The organism is Pseudomonas sp. CFBP 13727 (assembly GCF_014841915.1).
GTDB classification, from domain to species: domain Bacteria; phylum Pseudomonadota; class Gammaproteobacteria; order Pseudomonadales; family Pseudomonadaceae; genus Aquipseudomonas; species Aquipseudomonas baltica.
The window spans coordinates 393,833-414,598 of record NZ_JACYUT010000005.1; the positions used below are offsets into that span (position 1 = coordinate 393,833).

The window sequence follows — 20,766 nt, forward strand, 5'->3', positions numbered from 1 at the left end:
GACCGCGAAGAGGCCTGGCCTGCGGTCAGAGAATCCGTACGCGCAGCGAACGGCCCTTGATCTTGCCGCTGTTCAGACGCTGCAGCGCCTGCTTGGCGATTCCGCGCTCCACGGCCACGAACGCCTGGAAATCGAAAATGGCGATCTTGCCGACCTGGGTGCCGGGAATGCCCGCATCGCCAGTCAGCGCGCCGAGGATATCGCCCGGCCGTACCTTGTCCTTGCGCCCGGCGCCGATGCACAGGGTGCTCATTGGCGGCAGCAGCGGCTCGCCGCCCTTGGAAGTCAGGCTGTCGAGTTCGGCCCAGGCCAGCGGCGACTTCTGCAGTTGCTCGATGGCCTGGGCGCGGTGCGCCTCGGCGGGGGCGACGAAGCTGATCGCCAGGCCTTTCTCGCCAGCGCGACCGGTACGGCCCACGCGGTGGATGTGGATTTCAGAGTCACGCGCCAGCTCGACGTTGATCACCATGTCCAGGGCATCGATGTCCAGGCCACGGGCGGCCACGTCGGTGGCCACCAGCACCGACGTACTGCGGTTGGCGAACATTGCCAGAACCTGGTCGCGGTCGCGCTGTTCCAGGTCGCCATGCAGCGCCACGGCGCTGATCCCCTTGCTGGTCAGGTGATCGACCACTTCCTGGCATTGCTGCTTGGTGTAGCAGAAGGCAACGCAGGACTGTGGGCGGAAGTGGCCCAGGGCGCGCACCACGGCGGCCATGCGGTCATCCGGCGAGATTTCGTAGAAGCGCTGCTCGATCTGGCTGTCGGCATGCAGTGCCTCGGCCTTGACCTGCTGTGGATCGCGCATGAACTTGGACGACAGCTGCTTGATGCCGACCGGGTAGGTGGCCGAGAACAGCAAGGTCTGCCGGCGTTCCGGGGTCTGCTCGATGATGTCGGCGATAGAGTCGTAGAAGCCCATGTCGAGCATGCGGTCGGCTTCGTCGAGCACCAGCGTGTTGAGCCCGTCGAGCACCAGCGAACCTTTGCGCAGGTGTTGCTGGATGCGTCCCGGCGTGCCGACGATGATGTGCGCGCCGTGTTCCAGCGAGGCGATCTGCGGGCCGAACGACACGCCGCCGCACAGGGTCAGCACCTTGATGTTGTCTTCGGCGCGGGCCAGGCGACGGATTTCCTTGGCCACCTGGTCGGCCAGCTCGCGCGTGGGGCACATGATCAGCGCCTGGCAGCCGAAATAGCGCGGGTTGATCGGGTTCAGCAGGCCGATGCCGAACGCGGCCGTCTTGCCGCTGCCGGTCTTGGCCTGGGCGATCAGGTCCATGCCCTTGAGAATCACCGGCAGGCTCTGCGCCTGGATCGGCGTCATCTGGGCATACCCGAGGGATTCCAGGTTGGCCAGCATGGCGGCGGACAGGGGCAGCGTGTTGAAAGCAGTGGCAATGGTGGTCACGGGACGGGCCTGCAAAACAAAATGTCGCGCAGTGTATCAGCCCCGTGGCCTTTCGCCCTAAGCCTGCTTAGTGCTCCACCGGAGGTTCCTGACGAGGTGCGCGCCGTCCATCGCTGTCGGACAGTTGCACGAAGATCCCGGCAGCCAGCATCGCCATCAACCCGATGGTCAGGAACGTGGCCTGGAACGCACCCAGCACCGTGTCCACACCCTCGTTGCCCAGAGACGCGGTGAATCCGCCCAGCAGAGCACCGGCGCAGGCCACGCCCAGGCCGAGGGAGAGCTGCGCCACCACCGAGAGCAGACCGTTGCCACTGCTGGCGCTTTCGTCGTCCAGATCGATCAGGGTCACGGTGTTCATCGCCGCGAACTGCAGCGAGTTGACTGCGCCGAGCAAGCCCAGTTGGGTCAACAGCAGCCAGTAGGGGGTGGTTTCAGAGACCAGGCCGAGGCTGGCCAGCAACACGCCCAGCAGCAAGGTGTTGCCGGTGAGCACGATGCGATAGCCGAAGCGTTCGATGATCGGCCGGGAAAACGACTTGGACACCATGGCGGCTGCCGCCAGTGGAATCATGCTCATGCCGGCTTCCGAAGGCGAATGCCCCAGGGCGACTTGCAGCAGCAACGGCACCATGAACGGCAGGGCGCCACTGCCCAGGCGGGCGAACAGATTGCCGAGAATGCCGATGGCGAAAGTGCGCGTGCGAAACAGGTTCGGCGAGAACAGCGGGTTGTCGATCTGCCCCGCCCGCAGCCAGTAGGCGGCCAGGCAGGCCATGCCGACGAACAGCAGCAGCATCACCCGCAGGTGCGGCAAGTGCAGCTCGCCCAGGCCCTCCATGGCGATGGTGATGAGTACCATCGCCGCCCCGAACAGCACGAAGCCGATGCCATCGAAGCGCGTGCGTTCGGCGCCGCGCAGGTCGGGCACGAAGTGCCACACCGCCCAGCAGCCCAGTGCGCCCACCGGCAGGTTGATGAGGAAGATCCAGTGCCAGCTCAGCCATTCGACCATCCAGCCACCCAGGGTCGGCCCCAGCAGCGGGCCGAGCAAGGCAGGCACGGTGATGAAGCTGAGGATGCGCACCAGCTCCGAGCGCGGGTAGGCGCGCAGCACCACCAGCCGGCCCACCGGCAGCATCAGGGCACCGCCCAGGCCTTGAATGACCCGAGCCGCGACCAGCATCGCCAGGCTCTGGGACAGTGCACACAGCAGCGAGCCGATGCTGAACAGCATGATGGCGGTGAAGAACACCTTGCGCGTGCCGAAGCGGTCGGAAATCCAGCCTGAGGCGGGGATCAGCAGCGCGACCGTCAGCATGTAGGCGATGATTACCGATTGCATGCGCAACGGGTTTTCCGCCAGGTCGCTGGCCATGGCCGGCAGCGCGGTGTTGAGGATGGTGCCGTCCAGGGCCTGCATGAAGAAGGCAATGGCGATGACCCAGGGCAGCCAGCGAGCGGTAGCGGGATCCAGTGTTGGGCGCGTGGACATGGGGCCTCTTGTTGTTTGAGGTGAATGACGAATGTTCATGGCAAACCCCGTAGCAGCGGTCACCGCGGTATGCCTGACGCTCTGCGGTGCCCTTTTCGCGGCCACGGGCCGCTCCTACAGTGACCGCAGTGCCGCGACCTGTCGTAGGAGCGGTCACCGGCCGCGAAGGGTTGCCGCGGTGTACCTGACGCTCTGCGGTGCCCTTTTCGCGGCCACGGGCCGCTCCTACAGTGACCGCAGTGCCGCAACCTACTATAGGAGCGGTCATCGGCCGCGAAGGGGTCGCCGCGGTGTGTCAGGCCGATGGCGGTGTACCTTTCGCGGCCACGGGCCGCTCCTACAGCGTCAACAGCAACCGCTTCACCAACGCGCCGGGCAGCAAACTGGAGCTGGTCTGGCGCTCACCGTAGGTGCTGGTCGAGAGGATCAGCTCGCGCTCGGCCGTCAGCGCTTCCAGCTGGTCCCCCAGGACACTGTAGACGCTGTCGTCGAAACGCATGGTCTGGACCGGTGCAACGATCTGACCGTCCTCCACCCAGAAAGTGGCGAACCGAGTCAGCCCGGTCATGCGCGCCGCTGGCATGTCGGAGTAGTTCAGGTACCACAGGTTACTGATGTACAGCCCGGTGCCGAGGCGTTGCAGCACCTGGGCCAAAGGCAGGTCACCGGCGGCCATCTGCAGCGCACCGGGCATTTCCGAGTTGTCCGCGCCGTTGCCTTGCAGGCCGTATTCGGCCGCGCTGCGCGAGTCCACCAGGCGTTCGACGGCCAAGCCGTGGCTGACCAGCGAGAGGTCCTTGCGCGGATAGCCTTCCTGGGAAAACGCCGGGGTCAACGAACCGCTGATGCGCTCCTCGAAGCTCACCTGCGCACTCAAGCGTGCCTCGCCGGCGTACAGCCGTTGCAGGGGGCTGTTCTTGCTGGCGATGGCTTGTGCAGAGAAACCGCCCCAGCCGAGCATGCCGATGATTTCATCCAGGGCCGCCGGCGCCAGGTAGGCGCGATACGCGCCCGGCAACAGCACCTTGGGCGGTCGGCTCAGGTGCTCCAGCTGCTCGCGGGCCTGGGCCAGGCGATCGGCGAAGGCGCGTGCCTGCCACTGCTGGCCGGCATAGTTCGCCTTGACTGCCTCGCCGTTGGCATGGAAGAGGCTGAAATCGAAATTGAAACTGTTGGCCTGATGCCAACCGCAGGCCCCGTCGCTGTTGGCGAAACCGCGGCAGATCGTGCCCGCGGCATAGATGCCGACCAGGTCCAGGCCGCTGGCCGCCGTGCCTATCTGTTCGACCACCTGACCTGCATCGGGCAAGGGCGTGTCGTCGACATGACGGGTCTGCCACGGCGAGGTGTCGAGTTGCAGGTAGGGGTCCGGTTGCAGCAGCGGCAGCGTCTGGCTCAGCTGGTGCAGGGCCTGGGTCAGACGCTGCCGGTCCACCTCCAGGTCCTCGGCCAAGGTCAGTTGTAGCTCGGCCTGACGACCGTCTTCGATCAGCTTCAGCGACACGGTGGCCTGGGCAACCTGCCCCGCCTGGCGTACCCGGGCGTGGTTGAAACGGATGAAATCCGAGGCCTCGGCGTTGTAGCTCAGGGTGAAGCGCTGGGTCGGGGCCACAGTCTGGCGCAGCCACTGCACCAGTGCCTGGAAATGCTCGGCGTGATGGCTCATGCGTCACCTCCGAAAACGTCGATCTGGCTGAACACGCAACTGGGCGAAGCGTGCCCCACACGGATGACCTGATTGGGCTCGCCCTTGCCGCAGTTGGGCGTGCCCAGCACCTGCAGCGTGCTGGCGTCGCCCACGGCGCTGAGTTTTTTCCAGAAGCTGGCGGAAATACCGCGATAGTTGGGGTTCTTGACCACGCCCTTGAGTTCGCCGTTCTCGATCAACCGACCCCATTCGCAGCCGAACTGGAATTTGTTGCGCGCATCGTCGATCGACCAGGAACGGTTGGTGGACATCAGGATGCCGTGCTCGATGCCGGCGATCAATTGCGCCTGGCTGTGCTCGCCCGGTTCGATGTTGAGGTTGGCCATGCGGTCGATCGGCGCCCGGTTCCAGCTGCTGGCGCGGCTGTTGGCCACGCCCGCCATGCCGCTGCGGTATTGCGACAGCGCGCCGCCCAGTGGCCGGACCAGTACGCCATCGCGAATCAGCCACTGCTTGCTCGCTGCAGTGCCGTCGTCGTCATGGGCATAACTGGCCAGCTCGTGGGGAATGTCCGGGTCGAAGGTCACATTGAGCAGCGGCGAGCCATACTGCAGGTGACCGAAGTCTTCGACCTTGACGAAGCTGGTGCCCGCGTAGTTGCGCTCATCACCCAGGATGCGGTCCAGCTCCAAGGGGTGGCCGATGGATTCGTGAATCTGCAGCATCATCTGGTCGGGCGTCAGCAGCAGGTCGCGCGGGCCCTGTGGGGCGTTGGGCGCCAGCAGCAACTGCAGGGCCTGGTCGGCGACCTGGCGAGCCGCGCCAACGATGCCGCAGCGCTCTATCACGTCGACACCGCCTTGCTGGCCGAAATTGTCGCGGCCCAGGCTGCGGGTCTGGCTGTCGTTGCCATCGAAAGCGGTGACGCTCAAGCCAGGAAAGACGAAGCGCTGCGCCTGGCGGATCTGCGCGCCGGCACTGTTCAGGTAGATCTGTTCGACATCGGTGACGCCCAGGCCGGCATACCAGCTGACCAGGCGGGAGTCGTCGGGCACGCTGGCCGACTCTTCGTTGAGCAATTGGTAGCACTGGGCCAGAGTCGGGAAGGCTGCCTGCACGTCGGGGGAGAGGTAGTCGCTGCGGGCACTGCTGACCGGTTGTTGCTGCAAGTCGAGCAGGGCATGCGCGGCGATCGCGCCTGCCTGCTGTTCGGCACGCGCCAGGGCCTGCTGCAACCCTTGCAGGGAAAGGTCGCCGGTGGCGGCATAGGCTTCCACGCCATGCACTCGAACGGTGACCATCACGCCTTCGTCGAGGCTCAGGCTCGGCGGTTCGGCAATGTTCTTGCGCACGGCCAGGTGCTGGCTGGATTGGCGTACATGGCGCAGGGAGAAGAATTCGGCGCGGGTGCGCAGGGCAGCGAAGCGTTGTTGCAGGGTGGCGGTGAAATCGAACATGGACGGGCCTCTGGGGGGCGTCGGTGCTCGGCCTGTTCGCGGCCGCTGACCGTTCCTACAGGGGATTACAGTGTCCTGTAGGCACGGGCAGCGGCCGTGAAAAAGTCTGCAAACCGAACCGGAATCTGGCAGGCCCACAGCTTAGGCCTGCCACCGGCACGGAGCAAATCTGGATCAGCCGCGGGTGGTCGCGCCCACTTCGCGCATCGGCTTGCCGCGTACTGGCGCATCGCCGGCGACATAGTAGGCCGCGGTCGAACGCGCTTCGGGCTTGCGGCCACGAATGCGGTCGGCGATCTTCTCGGCGATCATGATGGTCGGCGCGTTCAGGTTGCCGGTGGTGATGATCGGCATGATCGAGGCATCGACCACACGCAGGCCTTGCAGGCCATGCACGCGACCCTGACCATCGACCACGGCCATGTCGTCGGTGCCCATCTTGCACGAGCACGACGGGTGATAAGCCGTTTCGGCATGCTCGCGGATGAACTGGTCCAGCTGCTCGTCCGTCTGCACCTCGATGCCTGGGCTGATCTCGCGCCCACGGTACTGGTCCAGCGCCGGCTGCTGCATGATCTCGCGGGTCAGGCGAATGCCGTCGCGGAACTCCTGCCAGTCCTGCTCGCTGGCCATGTAGTTGAACAGGATGCTCGGGTAGTCGCGCGGGTTCTTCGACTTGACGTTGACGCGGCCGCGACTCGGCGAGCGCATCGAGCCCACGTGAGCCTGGAAGCCGTGTTCCTGAACGCCCTTGGTGCCGTTGTAATTGATCGCCACCGGGAGGAAGTGGTACTGGATGTTCGGCCATTCGAACTCAGGGCGCGAGCGGATGAAACCACCGGCCTCGAACTGGTTGCTGGCGCCGATGCCGGTGCCCAGAAACATCCATTCGGCGCCGATCTGCGGCTGGTTCCACCACTTCAGCGACGGGTACAGCGAGACCGGCTGGGTGCAGCTGTATTGCAGGTACATTTCCAGGTGGTCCTGCAGGTTCTGACCCACGCCTGGCAAGTCATGCACGACGTCGATGCCCAGGGGCTGGAGCACCTCGGCCGGGCCGACGCCGGAGCGCTGCAGAATCTGTGGCGAGGCGATGGCGCCGCCGCACAGCAGCACTTCCTTGCGAGCACGGGCCTGAATACGCTCGTCGCTGTCACCGACCAGATAGCTGACGCCAACCGCGCGCTTGCCGTCGAAGACGATCTTGTCGGTCAGGGCGTGAGTGACGATGGTCAGGGTGTCGCGTTGCTTGGCCTGGTCCAGATAGCCGCGCGCGGTGCTGGCGCGTCGGCCCTTGGGCGTCACCGTACGGTCCATGGGACCGAAGCCTTCCTGCTGGTAGCCATTGAGGTCGTCGGTGCGCGGGAAACCTGCCTGCACGCCGGCTTCGACCATGGCGGCGAACAGTGGATTGTTGCCGGCCTTGGGCGTGGTGACGCTGACCGGGCCTTCGCCGCCATGGTAGTCGTTGGGGCCGATGTCACGGGTTTCGGCCTTGCGGAAATACGGCAGGCAATCCAGATAGCTCCAGTCTTCCAGGCCCGGCAGCTTGGCCCAGCCGTCGTAGTCCATGGCGTTGCCGCGGATGTAGCACATGCCATTGATCAGCGAAGAGCCGCCCAGGCCCTTGCCGCGGCCACATTCCATGCGACGGTTGTCCATGTGCGGCTCGGGCTCGGTCTCGTAGGCCCAGTTGTAGCGGCGGCCCTGCAGCGGAAAGGCGAGGGCGGCGGGCATCTGGGTACGGAAGTCCAGGCGGTAGTCCGGCCCGCCGGCTTCGAGCAGCAGAACCGTCACGCCCGGGTCTTCGGTCAGGCGCGTGGCCAGGGTGTTACCGGCCGAACCGGCGCCGATGATGATGTAGTCGAATTCCTGGGACATGGAGGTTCCCTCTTTGAAAAAATGGGTCGGTGGGGCTGATGACCCTGTAGGAGCGGTCATCGGCCGCGAACGGCGCGCTGCGGTCCCGGGTCAGAACACCGAAACGTAATCGCCCAGTTCTACCTGTACCGATTTGATCCGGGTGTACTGCGCCAACGAACTGATGCCGTTTTCGCGGCCCACACCGGATTGCTTGTAGCCACCCACCGGCATCTTCGCGTCGGACTCGCCCCAGGCGTTGATCCAGCAAATGCCTGCTTCGAGCTGATGGATCACACGGTGCGCACGGTTCAGATCGCGGGTGACCACACCGGCAGCCAGGCCCATCTCGGTGGCGTTGGCGCGGCGGATCACTTCCTCTTCGCTGTCGTAGCCGAGGATGCTCATCACCGGGCCGAAGATTTCTTCACGCACGATGGTCATCTCGTCGCTGCAGTCGGTGAACACGGTCGGGGCGACGAACGCACCCTTGTCCAGTTCACCTTCGCTCAGCCGCTCGCCGCCGCACAGCAGGCGCGCGCCTTCGGCCTTGCCCTTGGCGATGTGGCCCAGCACGTTTTCCATGTGGGCAAAGCTCACCAGCGGACCGAAATTGGTGTTCTCGTCCTCGGGGTTGCCAATGCGGATACGCTGGACACGTTCCAGGATCTTCGCTTCCAGCTGGGCCTTCAGCGCGTTGGGCACGAACACTCGGGTGCCGTTGGTGCACACCTGGCCGGAGCTGTAGAAGTTGGCCATCATGGCGATGTCGGCGGCCTTGTCGAGGTCGGCATCGTCGAAGATGATCAGCGGCGACTTGCCGCCCAGTTCCATGGTCACTTCCTTGAGCGAAGAGCTCGAGGCGCTGGCCATGACCTTCTTGCCGGTGCTGACGCCGCCGGTGAACGAGATCTTCTCGATACGCGGATGCTCGGTGAGCCACGCACCGACTTCGCTGCCGCTGCCGGTCAGCACGTTGAACACGCCATCGGGCAGACCGGCTTCGGTGTAGATCTCGGCCAGCTTGAGCGTGGTCAGCGAGGTGACTTCGCTGGGCTTGAAGATCATCGCGTTACCGGCGGCCAGCGCCGGTGCGGACTTCCACAAGGCGATCTGGATCGGATAGTTCCAGGCGCCGATGCCGGCGGTCACACCCAGCGGCTCGCGGCGGGTGTAGACGAAGGAAGTGTCGCGCAGCGGGATCTGTTCGCCTTCGATGGCGGGGACCAGGCCGGCGTAGTACTCCAGCACGTCGGCACCGGTCACGATGTCGACGTAGCGGGTTTCCGAATAGGACTTGCCGGTGTCCAGGGTTTCCAGCAGGGCCAGTTCGTCGTTGCGTTCGCGCAGCAGGTCGACGGCTTTGCGCAGCACTCGCGAGCGCTCCATGGCGGTCATCGCGGCCCAGACTTTCTGGCCTTTCTCGGCGCTGGCGACGGCTTTCTCGACGTCCTGGGCAGTGGCGCGCTGAACCTGCGCCAGCACCTCACCGGTGGCCGGGTTGACGGCATCGAAGGTGCCGCTGCCGCTGGCGTCCACGTAGCCGCCATCGATGTAGAGTTTTTGCGTTGGGAAACGGGCCATAAGATCCTCGCGGTGCAGTTAAGGTGGCAGCAGGCGAGGCGCGAAGCTTCAGCGCTGCTGTTTTGCCAGTTGCATGTCCATGTATTCGCAGGCGATACGGTGAGCCTGGGCGGTGTCGAAGGCATCGCCCGACAGCGCGCCGCGCAACCACAGACCGTCGATCAGGGCGGCCAGGCCGCGTGCGGCGTTGCGTGCCTGTTCCACCGGCAATTCACGGCGAAACTGGCAGCACAGGTTGGAATACAGGCGGTGATCGTTGATCCGCTGCAACCTGTGCAGAGACGGCTGATGCATGCTGGTGGCCCAGAAGGCCAGCCAGGTCTTCATGGCCGGAGCGTTGACCTGGCTGGCGTCGAAGTTGCCTTCGATGATCACCTGCAGGTGCGCCCTGGCGCTGTCGTCGTTCAAGGCTTGTCGCCGTGTGGCGACGTTGTCGATCAGAACGTTCATCAAGTGGCGCATGGTCGCCGCGATCAGGCCGTTCTTGTCCTGAAAGTAGTGACTGATGATGCCGTTCGACACACCGGCCAGACGGGCAATCAAAGCGATGCTGGCGTCACTCATGCCGACCTGATCGACCGCCTGGAGCGTGGCTTCGATCAACTGTTGGCGGCGGATGGGTTGCATACCGACCTTGGGCATTGGGCAAATCTCCTTGGGCCTGCAGTACGGGCAGTGAGTGACAGCCGACTGAAGCCAGTCTAGTTTATTTTTATTGAACGATCAATCAATAAAAAAGGACGGGTGAATGTGCGCGTGGTTTTAGAGGATTGGGAAGGGGAAGGCAATGGGCTTCGAGAGGGGGGTGTCAGGTAGGTTGCGGTGATGCATTCGCGGCCGCTGACCGCTCCTACAGGGAATCGCACAGTCGTGTAGGAGCGGTCCGTGGCCGCGAAAAGGGCGGCGCGGTGGATCAGGGGGAATGCGGCGAGGCCTTCGCGGCCGCTGACCGCTCCTACAGGGAATCGAACAGTCGTGTAGGAGCGGTCCGTGGCCGCGAAAAGGACGGCGCGGTGGATCAGGGGGAATGCGGCGAGGCCTTCGCGGCCGCTGACCGCTCCTACAGGGGATGGCGCCCACAGGGTGTGGCCAGCAGAGGGAAGGCTCAGCCCAGGTTCTTGCCCAGCAGGGCATGGTACAGCTCGGTATCCCCGAGAATGCCTACCACCTGCTTGTCGCTGTCCTGCAGCACCAGTTTGTGCCCGGTCTGGTAGCGGATCTGCAGGGCGTCACGCATGCCGATGTCGGCATGGACCAACGTCGGGCGCCGCCCCAGGCCTTCCATGGCTTGCCCCGGTGCCCAGCCTTGCAGGTCGAGCACGGCATCGCCCTGACGTGCGCTGGTCAGCGAGTTGCCGGCGCCCAGGTTCAGCCATGAATCCACGCCTGGGTCCAGGCACACCGAACCATTGACGCGCGTGCACTTGTCCAGCGTGCGCATCAGGCTGCGCCCGCACAGCACATTGAGTGGATTGGTGTGAGCCACGAAGGTCCGCACGTAGTCGTCGGCCGGGTTGAGCACGATGTCCTCGGGCACGCTGTACTGAATGATCCGCCCGTCTTTCATGATGGCGATACGGCTGCCCAGTTTGAGCGCCTCGTCCAGGTCATGGCTGACGAACACGATGGTCTTGTTCAACTTGCGTTGCAGCTCCAGCAGCTCGTCCTGCAGGCCTTGGCGGATCAACGGATCGAGCGCCGAAAAGGGTTCGTCCATCAGCAGGATGTCGGCATCCATGGCCAGCGCCCGAGCCAGGCCCACACGCTGCTGCATGCCACCGGACAGCTCATCGGGTTTCTTGTTGCGCCACTGGGTCAGCCCCACCAGCTCCAGCTTCTCGTCGACCAGCTTGCGCCGTTCCTTTTCCGGACGGCCCTGCATCTCCAGGCCAAAGCTGATGTTCTCGCGCACCGTCAGCCAGGGCATCAGGGCGAACTTCTGGAACACCATGGCGATGCGCTGGGTGCGCATCATCTTCAGTTCCGCAGGTGTGCAGGAGGCGATGTCGATCTGGCGATCTTCATGCTCGACGAACAGCTTGCCGCGGCTCACGGTGTTCAACCCGTTGATGCAGCGCAGCAGGCTCGACTTGCCCGAACCGGACAGCCCCATCAACACGCAGATCTCGCCCTTGTTGACGTCCAGGCTGGCTTTTTCCACGCCCACGATCTGCCCGGTCTTTTTCAGAATCTCGTTACGGGTCAGGCCCTGGTCGAGCAGCTTCAGCGCTTCGCGTGGATCCTTGGCGAAGATCACATCGACGTTGTCGAATCGAATAATGCTCATGCATCACCCCCTATCTTCACGTCAGGTTGTTTGCAGATTCGGTCCAGCATGATCGCCAGCAACACGATAGCCAGACCGGCTTCGAAGCCCAGGGCGATGTCGGCGGTGTTCAGCGCGTTGACCACCGGCTTGCCCAGGCCATCGGCGCCCACCAGAGCGGCGATCACCACCATCGACAGCGACAGCATGATGCACTGGGTGATACCGGCGGCGATGCTCGGCATGGCATGCGGCAGTTCGATGCGCGACAGCAGTTGGCGTCGCGAGCAGCCGAAGGCCTTGCCGGCGTCCATCAGCTCTTGCGGCACGTCGCGGATGCCCAGGTAGGTGAGGCGAATCGGCGCGGCGATGGCGAACACCACCGTGGAAATCAGGCCTGGCACGACGCCCAGCCCGAACAGGGTGAGCGTGGGAATCAGGTAGACGAAGGTCGGTACCGTCTGCATCAGGTCGAGGACCGGGCGCATCATGGTGTAGAACATGGGTTTGTGCGCGGCCACGATGCCCAGCGGTACGCCGATGATCACGCAGACCAGAGTGGCGAACAGCACCTGCGCCAGGGTCTCCATGGTTTCCTGCCAGTACCCCAGGTTGAGGATCAGCAGGAACGACAGCGCCACGAACAGCGTGAGTCCCCATTTGCGCTGGATGAAGTGCGCCAGCGCGGCGATCAGTGCGGTGAGTACGTAGGGGTTGAACCAGGTGAGGCCGGCGGTGAAACCATGAATGATCGCTTCGAGCGTGGATGCGATGGCATCGAACGTCGAGGCCCCGTGTTGAGTGAGCCAATCGACGAACGCCGCGATGTACTCGCCCAGGGGGATCTTGTGGTCTGTCAGCATGGTAGTGAGTGTCCGCATGCGAGGGAACAAAGTGCCGGCCGGTGAGGCCGGCAACCGCCGGCCCGCTTGCCTGCGTTATTGCGCGAGCTTGGCCTTGACGGCTTCAAGACCCGGCTTGCCATCAATGGTGGTGACGCCAGCCAGCCAGGTGTCGAGCACCTGCGGGTTGTTTTTCAGCCAGGCCCGTGCGGCCGCGTCGGGTTTCTGCTTGTCGTCCAGGACATTGCCCATCAGCGTGCTCTCCATGGCCAGGCTGAACTGCAGGTTTTTCAGCAACTGGCCAACGTTGCTGCATTCTTGGGTGTAGCCCTTGCGGGTGTTGGTGTAGATGGTGGCCTGGCCGAAGTTGGGGCCGAAGAAGTCATCGCCGCTGGTCAGGTACTGCACCTTGAAGCGGGTGTTCATCGGGTGCGGTTCCCAGCCCAGGAACACCACGTCGGTGTTGCGCCGCTGAGCACGGTCGACCTGCGACAGCATGCCGGCCTCGCTGGATTCGACCACCTTGAAGCCGGCGTCCTTGAGGCCGAACGCGTTCTTGTCGATCATGCTCTGGATCAGGCGATTGCCGTCGTTGCCCGGCTCGATGCCGTAGATCTTGCCGTCCAGCTCCTTCTTGAACTTGACGATGTCGGCGAAATCCTTGAGGCCCTTGTCGTACAGTCCTTGAGGCACGGCCAGGGTGTACTTGGCGTTTTCCAGGTTGGCCCGTACCGTTTCCACGGTGCCGGCGTCGCGGTAGGGCTTGATGTCGTTTTCCATGGTCGGCATCCAGTTGCCGAGGAAGACGTCCATGTTCTTGCCATCGGCCAGGGACTTGTAGGTCACCGGTACGGAAATCATGGTGGTCTTGGTCTTGTAGCCCAGTGACTGCAGCACCGCGCTGGTAACCGCGGTGGTGACGGTGATGTCGGTCCAGCCGACATCGGAGAAATTCACAGTGGCGCATCGCGCCGGTTCCGCTGCTTGAGCCAGTGCAGGCAGGCCCAGCAGAGTAGCCAGCAGAATCGATGATGGACCTTTCATGGTGTGCTCCCGGTTTTTCTCGGCGTGGGCCTGACGGCGCGCCACGCTTGTCTGGATGCTCGATCGCCGCGCATGCGGCGGGTGCGCCGACACGGTGCCAGCGATGAGCCGTGAGTGATCATGTACCAGCGCAAATCAACCGCCTACAGGGTGCGTCGTATCCAGTGCGGACAGAGTCGTATCCAGTGTCGGTGACGTCGCTTACAGCTCATGAGGCTTGCAGCAGCGACCTTACCCGCGACATCGACGCACATCCACCTCTATGAGGTTGCCACACGAGCGTGCAGGCGTGAGCGCCACGCCTCTTTTTCGCGCGCTGTTCCCGAGATCCTTCGATCCACGCGCGCAGGGCCTGGCGACGGTGGGCAACGTGCTTGCGGTGACACTTGGCGGCGCAATGCCCCAACGGCTGCTACCGAAGTGCTCAGACCCCACGGCGGCTATGCTTTTGGCAAGAATCCAACGCCGCCGACGAAGACCCTGCGCACGGCTCTGCATAGCCCTGCGCGACGTCGTTTTCAGGCGCCGTGGAGTTCCCGACCAATTGTCGGCATGGCGTTTGCGTAGCAAAGTAAAGCCCCTGTCAAACAGAGGGTAATAACAAGAGCCTGCCTGAGGCCACCATCCGCTTCGCGTAAGGAGATACCGCAATGACGTCCTTCACCCCCGGCGCTCAACCGCAGACTCGCAGCCCTCAGTCCATCGGCTTCCTGCTGCTCGACAACTTCACGCTCATCTCCCTGGCCTCGGCGGTCGAACCGCTGCGCATGGCCAACCAGTTGTCCGGGCGCGAGCTGTATCGGTGGACCACCCTCAGCGCCGACGGTGGCCAGGTATGGGCCAGTGACGGACTGCAGATCACCCCGGATGCGGCCATGCACAAGGCTGCGCCGCTGGACGCGGTCATCGTCTGTGGCGGTGTCGGTATCCAGCGTGCCGTGGGCCGTGACCACGTCAGCTGGTTGCAGAGCCAGGCGCGGCAGTCCAAGCGCCTGGGTGCGGTCTGTACCGGTAGCTGGGCACTGGCCTGCGCCGGTCTGCTGGATGGCTTCGAATGCAGCGTGCACTGGGAATGCCTGGCCTCGATGCAGGAGGCCTTTCCTCGGGTGGCCATGAGCACGCGGCTGTTCACCCTCGACCGCAATCGCTTTACCAGTTCGGGCGGTACCGCGCCGCTGGACATGATGCTGCACCTGATCAGCCGCGATCATGGCCGCGAGCTGTCGGCGGCGATCTCCGAGATGTTCGTCTACGAGCGCATTCGCAACGAGCAGGATCATCAGCGCGTGCCGCTCAAGCACATGCTGGGCACCAACCAGCCGAAGTTGCAGGAAATCGTCGCGCTGATGGAAGCCAACCTGGAAGAGCCGATCGATCTGGACGAACTGGCGGTGTATGTAGCGGTGTCACGGCGCCAGCTGGAGAGGTTGTTCCAGAAATACCTGCACTGTTCGCCGTCGCGCTATTACCTCAAGTTGCGTCTGATTCGGGCGCGGCAGCTGCTCAAGCAGACGCCCATGTCGATCATCGAAGTGGCGTCGGTGTGCGGCTTCGTTTCCACGCCGCATTTCTCCAAGTGCTACCGCGAGTATTTCGGAATTCCGCCGCGCGACGAGCGGGTTGGTTCCAATACCACCCAGCAGGTGGCGATGTTGCCGATTCCGCAGGCCATGGTGCTGGCAGGTCCGTTGTCGGCATTGAGCCAGGCGCGCAACGAATCGACCTTTGCCAGTGTAAGGATCTGATACCCCAGCGCACCCTTCGCGGCCACTGACCGCTCCTACGGTAGTTCAGGCATCGCGACCTTCCGTAGGAGCGGTCAGCGGCCGCGAAAGGGCCGCCGCTGAAATTCAGGCCCGTTTCGAATGCTGGGCCAACGCTGGCAGCAAGGTCCGGTCGATCGCCTGGCGCACCGCTGGCAGGATGGTCGCGCTGCCCATCAGCATCTGTTCCACCATCTTGCGCAGGGCCTGGGCCCGTCCGCTGTCCAGGCCGCGCACTGCGCATTCACAGGCCTGCTCGGCCGTGGCGCCGGCTGGCATGTCGAAACCCAGCGCGCGTAGCTGGCCCAGCAGGTCATCCTGATCAATCAAGTCTGCATGCATCATGATGCTGATCCTTCTTCAAATGGCGTGACGGTGTGCCGATTCTGGTAGCCCTGCACGCGCTCGGCAAGCGTCGACGGTCGCCATGGCCGGATTGCACACAGGCAGGTCGTTTTTCGCATGCCTGCGTTCGGCCCTTGTAGCACCGGGGTATGGCACCGTGCGACGCAACCCTGAATACCCTTGCCGTTCACTTCCAATGGACGGCAATGGACATGCTCGACTTTCTCTCCTTCAAGGGCGTCGGCCCTTCTCCCGCGCTGGGGCCCATCGGGCTGGCGCCACGGCTGAACTTCATTACCGGTGACAACGGCCTGGGCAAGAGCTTCGTGCTCGATGCCGCCTGGTGGGTGCTGACCCGTACCTGGGCTGCGGGCAAACCCATCAAGGCGCGCGACAAGACGGCATTGCCGGTGATCGACTATCGGTTCACGGGTGCGGACCGCAGCGCCGGGCAGTGGGCCTGGCAGCAAGGCCGCTGGGCGGCGCTGGGCGACAGCACGCCGAGCCGTTCGCTGGTGGTGTATGCCCACGCCAACGGCACCTTCAGCGTCTGGGATCCGCTGCGCAATGCAGGCGAGCTGGCAGCCTATCACTTCGATGAAACCCAGTTGTGGCAGGGCGCTTCGATGGCTGGCCAGGGTCGCTTGTGCAACGGTTTGATCAGCGACTGGGTGCGTTGGCAGCGCAATCATGGCTGCAAGGCGTTCGCCGCCTTGAAGCAAGTACTGCATGCCCTGTCGCCCTCGCGCGAGGAGCTGTTGCTGCCCGGTCGCCCGTGTCACATCGGCCTGCTGGATGAAACCCAGTACCCGACCTTGCAGCGGCCCCAGGGGCAGGTGCCCCTGCCCGAAACCTCCAGTGCCATCCGCCGCGTGGTGGCCCTGGCCTACATGCTGGTCTGGACCTGGGAAGGGCACCGCCGCGCCTGCCGCCTGGCCGGTGTGCGGCCGAGCGATGAACTGGTGTTCCTGGTGGATGAGGTCGAATGCCATCTGCACGCTCAGTGGCAGCGCCGTATCGTCCCGGCGCTGATGGCCGTGGTCGGGGCGCTGACCCGTCAACGCCTGGCGGTGCAGATGATCGTGGCCACGCACTCGCCGCTGGTGCTGGCCTCCATGGAGACGCAGTTCGTCGAAGCGCGCGATGCACTCTTCACCTTGGGTGTGCAGGCCGGTGAAGTACAGCTGCACCGACACGTCTGGGCGCCCCAGGGCGATGCCGTGAACTGGCTGGTGTCCGAGAGCTTTGGCCTGCGCCAGGCGCGCTCGGTGGAAGCGGAAGCGGCGATCGATGCTGCCCAGGTCTGGATGCGCGGCGAGCGATCGGGGTTGCCCGAGGGGCTGGCCAGTGAAGCGGCGATCGAGTCGCAGCTGCTGCGCACCCTGCCCCCAGGGGACCATTTCTGGCCCGCCTGGGTGGTGACCAAGGCTGGAGCAGGGGCATGATCGAGCTCGTCAATCCGCTGCCCGAACCTCACGGCTTCGACGAGCGCTGCCGCCAACGCGGCAATGCCTGGTTGCAGGACAATCCCGACGCTGCCAGGCCACGCGACTACTGGTCGCCGTTTCGCCCGGAACTGGGCGAGGGCTTCGCCAACCGCTGCGCGTTCGGCGCCATGTACATTCCCAGCGGCACCGTGGAACATTTCATCAGCTGTGACCAGGACCGTGGCATGGCCTATGAGTGGAGCAACTACCGTTATGTCGACGCCTGGATGAACAGCGCCAAGGGCAGCAAGAAAGCCGAGGATTTTCTCGATCCGTTCGAGGTGCGCGAGGGCTGGTTCGAGGTGTTGCTGCCGTCGCTGCAACTGGTGTTGACCGACCAGGTGCCCGAAGCGGTGCGGGCGCGGGCCGAGTACACCCTCAAGCACCTGCCGCTGCGCGATGACGAGCGGGTGATGCGCGTGCGGCGGCAATGGTTGCGCTTGTTCGAAGAGGGCAAAGTCGGGCTGGAAGGGCTGCGCGAGATGGCGCCGCTGATTGCGGCGGCGGTGGAGCGCCAGGCAGAGCGCAGTGCGGCTTTCGCGGCCGATGACCGCTCCTACGAGGCGCCAGAAACCCCGTAGGAGCGGTCTGTGGCCGCGAAGGGGCGCGATGCGATGTATCAGGCAGAGCGCAGTGCGGCTTTCGCGGCCGATGACCGCTCCTACGAGGCACCTCAAACCCCGTAGGAGCGGTCTGTGGCCGCGAAGGGCGCGATGCGATGTATCAGGCAGACCGCAGTGCGGCTTTCGCGGCCGATGACCGCTCCTACGAGGCACCAGAAACCCCGTAGGAGCGGTCCGTGGCCGCGAAGGGCGCGGCGTGGTATTCAGCCAGGCAACGCAATTCGTCGCCCTGCGTACTCCGCCTCGGGCTGTTGTCGCTGCGCCTCGAAAGCCTCGGCCAGCACGGCCAATGAAGGCACCCCGAACAGCGCCGACTTCGGCCCCTTCAGATCCACATGCAAGAGCATCTGCTCGCTGGCGGCCAGCACCTCGTCCGTGCCTTGCAGGTGCAGCGTGTGGTACACCTGCACCCGTTTGTGGTCATGGGCCAGCACCCGCGTACGCACCTGAACCTGCGCCCCTTGTTTCACTTCATGCAGATAGTTGAGGTGACATTCCAGCGTGAACAGCGAGCGTCCGTCACGTTGCGGATCCACTCCGATCCGCAGCATGAACGCATCGGTGGCGTAGCTGAAGATCAGCAGATAGAACGCATCGCGCAGATGCCCGTTGTAGTCCACCCACTCCGCGAGCACCGGCGTCTGGTAGGTGATCATTCGGCGAAGCTCATGCCGTGCCGGGCCTTGGTCACCCGTACTGCGTCCAGCACCGCCAGCAGGCAATCATCGCGATAGCGCTCCAGGGCGCCGATGCTGTGTTCGCCCAGCTGCGCCGAGGTACCCGCAACCACCTCGTCGATCAGCGAGTCGGTCAGCTCCGGCGCCGGCAGGTAGGTCCAGGGCAACTTCAGCGCCGGGCCGAACTGGTTCATGAAGTGCCGCATGCCGGCGTCGCCGCCCGCCAGGGTGTAGGTCAGAAACGTGCCCATGAACGACCAGCGCAAACCGGCGCCAAAGCGAATGGCGTCGTCGATCTCGCCCGTGGTGGCCACGCCGTCGTTGACCAGGTGCAAGGCTTCGCGCCACAACGCCTCAAGCAGGCGATCGGCGATGAAACCGGGCACCTCCTTGCGCACGTGCAACGGGCGCATGCCCAGGCTCTCGTACACGGCGATGGCCGCCTGGATCGCCTCGGGAGCGGTGTGCCGGCCGCCGACCACTTCCACCAGCGGCAGCAGGTAGACCGGATTGAACGGATGGCCGACCACGCAGCGTTCCGGGTGTGTGGCGCCTTCATAGAATTCGCTGGGCAGCAGCCCTGACGTGCTGGAACCAATCAAGGCGTCGGGCTTGGCGGCGGCGCTGATTCGGGCGTGCAGGTCCAGTTTCAGTTCCAGCCGTTCTGGCGCGCTTTCCTGGATGAAGTCGGCGTCGCGCACACAGTCCTCGACGGTGGTGACAAAGCGCAGCCGCGACTGCGCTGCACCCGCCGCCAGGCCTTGCTTGACCAGGGCCGGCCAGGCGTTGGCGACGCGTTGGCGCAAGGCGGCTTCGGCGCCGGGCGCAGGGTCCCAGGCCACCACGTCCAGGCCATGGGCCAGGGCGCGGGCGACCCAGCCGCTGCCGATGACACCGCTGCCCAGGGCGGCGAAGGTTTTTATGTGGGTGATGAAAGTCATGGGTCATTCCTGGAGAGGTGTGTGGGGGATGCGGGCCTCTTCGCGGGCAGAGCCCGCTCCCACATGGGATCTTTGTGGGAGCGGGGCGGGCGGCGAGGCTGCTACCCGCGAAGAGGCCTGGAGAGCACCAAAAAGATCACCGCCGAACGAGGTTCATCTTTTTCCGCCCTTCGGCCGGTGTCAGCACCCGGGCGCCCAGGCGGGTAAGGATCTCGCCGGCGCGTTCAACCAATTGACCATTGGTGGCCAGCACGCCTTTCTCCAGCCAGATGTTGTCTTCCAGCCCGACCCGCACGTTGCCGCCCAGCAGCACCGCCTGCGCGGCCATGGGCATCTGCATGCGACCGATGCCGAAGCCGGCCCACACCGCGTCTGCCGGCAAGTTGTCGACCATGGCCTTCATGGTGGTGGTATCGGCCGGCGCACCCCATGGAATGCCCAGGCACAACTGGAACAGCGGATCGTGCAGCAAGCCTTCCTTGATCATCTGCTTGGCGAACCATAGGTGGCCGGTGTCGAAGATTTCCAGCTCGGCCTTCACGCCCAGCTCGGTGATGCGTTTGGCACCGGCACGCAATTGCGCGGGAGTGGACACGTAGATGCTGTTGCCGTCGCCGAAATTGAGGGTGCCGCAATCCAGGGTGCAGATCTCCGGCAGCAACGCTTCGACGTGAGCCAGGCGTGCCAGCGGGCCGATCAGGTCGGTGCCGGGGCCGAACGCCATCGGCGTTTCCCCAGGGCCGATCTCGAGGTCGCCACCCATGCCGGCGGTGAGGTTGACGATGATGTCGATGTCGGCCTCGCGAATGCGCTCCATGACTTCCCGGTACAGCGCCACGTCGCGGCTGAAGCGGCCGGTCTGTGGGTCGCGGACATGGCAGTGCACGACCGTGGCGCCCGCCTTGGCTGCCTCTACGGCGGCGGCGGCGATCTGTTTCGGCGTGACCGGAACATGCGGGCTTTTCGCGGTGGTGTCGCCAGCACCGGTCAAAGCGCAGGTGATGATGACGTCGTGGTTCATTGCAGGGTTCCTTGAGGTGTGTGTCTGATGTAACGCGGTTGTCGCCGGACGCGGCTTGCGCCGCTGCTACAGGGGATCGCGGTGTGTCCGGCAGAGCGCGGTTGTTCCCGGACGTACAAGGGAAACGCGCTGTTCTGTAGCAGCGGCGCGAGCCGCGTCGGCGGTAACTGCGATGTGGCTGATGCAGCGCGGTCTTGTTCATCTACCGTGGTGAACCATTCGCGGGTAGAACCCGCTCCCACAGAATCCGCTGCCACAGAACCCGCTCCCACAGAACCTGCTGCCACAGGCGGGGCTGCTAC

The 20,766-nt window shown here is 64.5% G+C and carries 17 protein-coding genes; 3 read left to right on the forward strand and 14 right to left on the reverse strand.

The window, feature by feature from the left end:
- Positions 1–25: 25 nt before the first annotated feature.
- The 10 genes from dbpA to IFT76_RS17485 all read right to left on the reverse strand — a co-directional run bounded on the left by dbpA (position 26) and on the right by IFT76_RS17485 (position 13,607).
- On the reverse strand, positions 26–1,363 hold the full coding sequence (dbpA, locus tag IFT76_RS17440) for an ATP-dependent RNA helicase DbpA (protein WP_240998843.1): 1,338 nt from the start codon (positions 1,361–1,363) through the stop codon (positions 26–28).
- Positions 1,364–1,478: 115 nt separating this feature from the next.
- A complete protein-coding gene (gene mdtD / locus IFT76_RS17445) occupies positions 1,479–2,906 on the reverse strand; it encodes a multidrug transporter subunit MdtD (RefSeq protein ID WP_244647966.1) in 1,428 nt (475 codons plus the stop codon).
- Between the two features lie 337 nt (positions 2,907–3,243).
- Entirely contained in the window at positions 3,244–4,572 is a 1,329-nt protein-coding gene (locus tag IFT76_RS17450) for a TldD/PmbA family protein (protein ID WP_192059490.1), read from the reverse strand.
- A complete protein-coding gene (locus IFT76_RS17455; protein WP_192059492.1) occupies positions 4,569–6,011 on the reverse strand; it encodes a TldD/PmbA family protein in 1,443 nt (480 codons plus the stop codon). The genes IFT76_RS17450 and IFT76_RS17455 overlap by 4 nt, the downstream gene beginning before the upstream one ends.
- 174 nt (positions 6,012–6,185) lie before the next feature.
- Entirely contained in the window at positions 6,186–7,892 is a 1,707-nt protein-coding gene (gene betA / locus IFT76_RS17460; protein WP_185794755.1) for a choline dehydrogenase, read from the reverse strand.
- Between the two features lie 90 nt (positions 7,893–7,982).
- A complete protein-coding gene (gene betB / locus IFT76_RS17465; RefSeq protein WP_192059494.1) occupies positions 7,983–9,455 on the reverse strand; it encodes a betaine-aldehyde dehydrogenase in 1,473 nt (490 codons plus the stop codon).
- 48 nt (positions 9,456–9,503) lie between these two features.
- Positions 9,504–10,097: a transcriptional regulator BetI gene (gene betI / locus IFT76_RS17470; protein WP_122479801.1), complete on the reverse strand. Its 594-nt coding sequence runs from the start codon at positions 10,095–10,097 to the stop codon at positions 9,504–9,506.
- A 463-nt stretch (positions 10,098–10,560) separates the two neighbouring features.
- Positions 10,561–11,742 carry a choline ABC transporter ATP-binding protein gene (choV, locus tag IFT76_RS17475; RefSeq protein WP_192059496.1) on the reverse strand — a complete coding sequence of 394 codons (1,182 nt, stop codon included), beginning with the start codon at positions 11,740–11,742 and terminating at the stop codon, positions 10,561–10,563.
- Positions 11,739–12,584: a choline ABC transporter permease subunit gene (choW, locus tag IFT76_RS17480; RefSeq protein ID WP_043192362.1), complete on the reverse strand. Its 846-nt coding sequence runs from the start codon at positions 12,582–12,584 to the stop codon at positions 11,739–11,741. Before choW ends, choV begins: the two co-directional genes overlap by 4 nt.
- Before the next feature lie 75 nt (positions 12,585–12,659).
- Positions 12,660–13,607: a choline ABC transporter substrate-binding protein gene (locus IFT76_RS17485; protein WP_192059498.1), complete on the reverse strand. Its 948-nt coding sequence runs from the start codon at positions 13,605–13,607 to the stop codon at positions 12,660–12,662.
- Between the two features lie 650 nt (positions 13,608–14,257).
- Here IFT76_RS17485 and gbdR point away from each other — a divergent pair.
- Complete coding sequence (gene gbdR, locus IFT76_RS17490) at positions 14,258–15,352, forward strand: choline metabolism transcriptional regulator GbdR (protein WP_122479798.1); 1,095 nt, start codon at positions 14,258–14,260, stop codon at positions 15,350–15,352.
- Between the two features lie 105 nt (positions 15,353–15,457).
- Here the strand turns inward: gbdR and IFT76_RS17495 are convergent, their stop codons facing one another.
- Complete coding sequence (locus IFT76_RS17495; RefSeq protein ID WP_185794758.1) at positions 15,458–15,715, reverse strand: hypothetical protein; 258 nt, start codon at positions 15,713–15,715, stop codon at positions 15,458–15,460.
- A 212-nt stretch (positions 15,716–15,927) separates the two neighbouring features.
- Between IFT76_RS17495 and IFT76_RS17500 the strand changes: the two genes are divergently transcribed.
- The gene (locus IFT76_RS17500; RefSeq protein ID WP_192059499.1) at positions 15,928–17,160 is read left to right on the forward strand and encodes an AAA family ATPase; all 1,233 of its coding nucleotides are present in this window, start codon (positions 15,928–15,930) and stop codon (positions 17,158–17,160) included.
- Entirely contained in the window at positions 17,157–17,783 is a 627-nt protein-coding gene (locus tag IFT76_RS17505) for a hypothetical protein (RefSeq protein WP_192059501.1), read from the forward strand. Before IFT76_RS17500 ends, IFT76_RS17505 begins: the two co-directional genes overlap by 4 nt.
- A 245-nt stretch (positions 17,784–18,028) precedes the next feature.
- Here the strand turns inward: IFT76_RS17505 and IFT76_RS17510 are convergent, their stop codons facing one another.
- From IFT76_RS17510 to IFT76_RS17520, 3 genes are all read right to left on the reverse strand, one after another.
- Complete coding sequence (locus tag IFT76_RS17510; protein WP_122479795.1) at positions 18,029–18,481, reverse strand: thioesterase family protein; 453 nt, start codon at positions 18,479–18,481, stop codon at positions 18,029–18,031.
- Positions 18,478–19,443 carry an L-carnitine dehydrogenase gene (locus IFT76_RS17515; RefSeq protein ID WP_185794762.1) on the reverse strand — a complete coding sequence of 322 codons (966 nt, stop codon included), beginning with the start codon at positions 19,441–19,443 and terminating at the stop codon, positions 18,478–18,480. The genes IFT76_RS17510 and IFT76_RS17515 overlap by 4 nt, the downstream gene beginning before the upstream one ends.
- 136 nt (positions 19,444–19,579) lie before the next feature.
- A complete protein-coding gene (locus IFT76_RS17520; protein ID WP_192059503.1) occupies positions 19,580–20,464 on the reverse strand; it encodes a 3-keto-5-aminohexanoate cleavage protein in 885 nt (294 codons plus the stop codon).
- Positions 20,465–20,766: the final 302 nt, after the last annotated feature.

What these genes read in the sequence shown, in the direction of transcription:
- dbpA (WP_240998843.1), bottom strand. Translation starts at nt 1,363, where the DNA reads ATGCTGGCCAACCTGGAATCCCTCGGGTATGCCCAGATGACGCCGATC.
- mdtD (WP_244647966.1), bottom strand. Translation starts at nt 2,906, where the DNA reads ATGTCCACGCGCCCAACACTGGATCCCGCTACCGCTCGCTGGCTGCCC.
- IFT76_RS17450 (WP_192059490.1), bottom strand. Translation starts at nt 4,572, where the DNA reads ATGAGCCATCACGCCGAGCATTTCCAGGCACTGGTGCAGTGGCTGCGC.
- IFT76_RS17455 (WP_192059492.1), bottom strand. Translation starts at nt 6,011, where the DNA reads ATGTTCGATTTCACCGCCACCCTGCAACAACGCTTCGCTGCCCTGCGC.
- betA (WP_185794755.1), bottom strand. Translation starts at nt 7,892, where the DNA reads ATGTCCCAGGAATTCGACTACATCATCATCGGCGCCGGTTCGGCCGGT.
- betB (WP_192059494.1), bottom strand. Translation starts at nt 9,455, where the DNA reads ATGGCCCGTTTCCCAACGCAAAAACTCTACATCGATGGCGGCTACGTG.
- betI (WP_122479801.1), bottom strand. Translation starts at nt 10,097, where the DNA reads ATGCCCAAGGTCGGTATGCAACCCATCCGCCGCCAACAGTTGATCGAA.
- choV (WP_192059496.1), bottom strand. Translation starts at nt 11,742, where the DNA reads ATGAGCATTATTCGATTCGACAACGTCGATGTGATCTTCGCCAAGGAT.
- choW (WP_043192362.1), bottom strand. Translation starts at nt 12,584, where the DNA reads ATGCTGACAGACCACAAGATCCCCCTGGGCGAGTACATCGCGGCGTTC.
- IFT76_RS17485 (WP_192059498.1), bottom strand. Translation starts at nt 13,607, where the DNA reads ATGAAAGGTCCATCATCGATTCTGCTGGCTACTCTGCTGGGCCTGCCT.
- gbdR (WP_122479798.1), top strand. Translation starts at nt 14,258, where the DNA reads ATGACGTCCTTCACCCCCGGCGCTCAACCGCAGACTCGCAGCCCTCAG.
- IFT76_RS17495 (WP_185794758.1), bottom strand. Translation starts at nt 15,715, where the DNA reads ATGATGCATGCAGACTTGATTGATCAGGATGACCTGCTGGGCCAGCTA.
- IFT76_RS17500 (WP_192059499.1), top strand. Translation starts at nt 15,928, where the DNA reads ATGCTCGACTTTCTCTCCTTCAAGGGCGTCGGCCCTTCTCCCGCGCTG.
- IFT76_RS17505 (WP_192059501.1), top strand. Translation starts at nt 17,157, where the DNA reads ATGATCGAGCTCGTCAATCCGCTGCCCGAACCTCACGGCTTCGACGAG.
- IFT76_RS17510 (WP_122479795.1), bottom strand. Translation starts at nt 18,481, where the DNA reads ATGATCACCTACCAGACGCCGGTGCTCGCGGAGTGGGTGGACTACAAC.
- IFT76_RS17515 (WP_185794762.1), bottom strand. Translation starts at nt 19,443, where the DNA reads ATGACTTTCATCACCCACATAAAAACCTTCGCCGCCCTGGGCAGCGGT.
- IFT76_RS17520 (WP_192059503.1), bottom strand. Translation starts at nt 20,464, where the DNA reads ATGAACCACGACGTCATCATCACCTGCGCTTTGACCGGTGCTGGCGAC.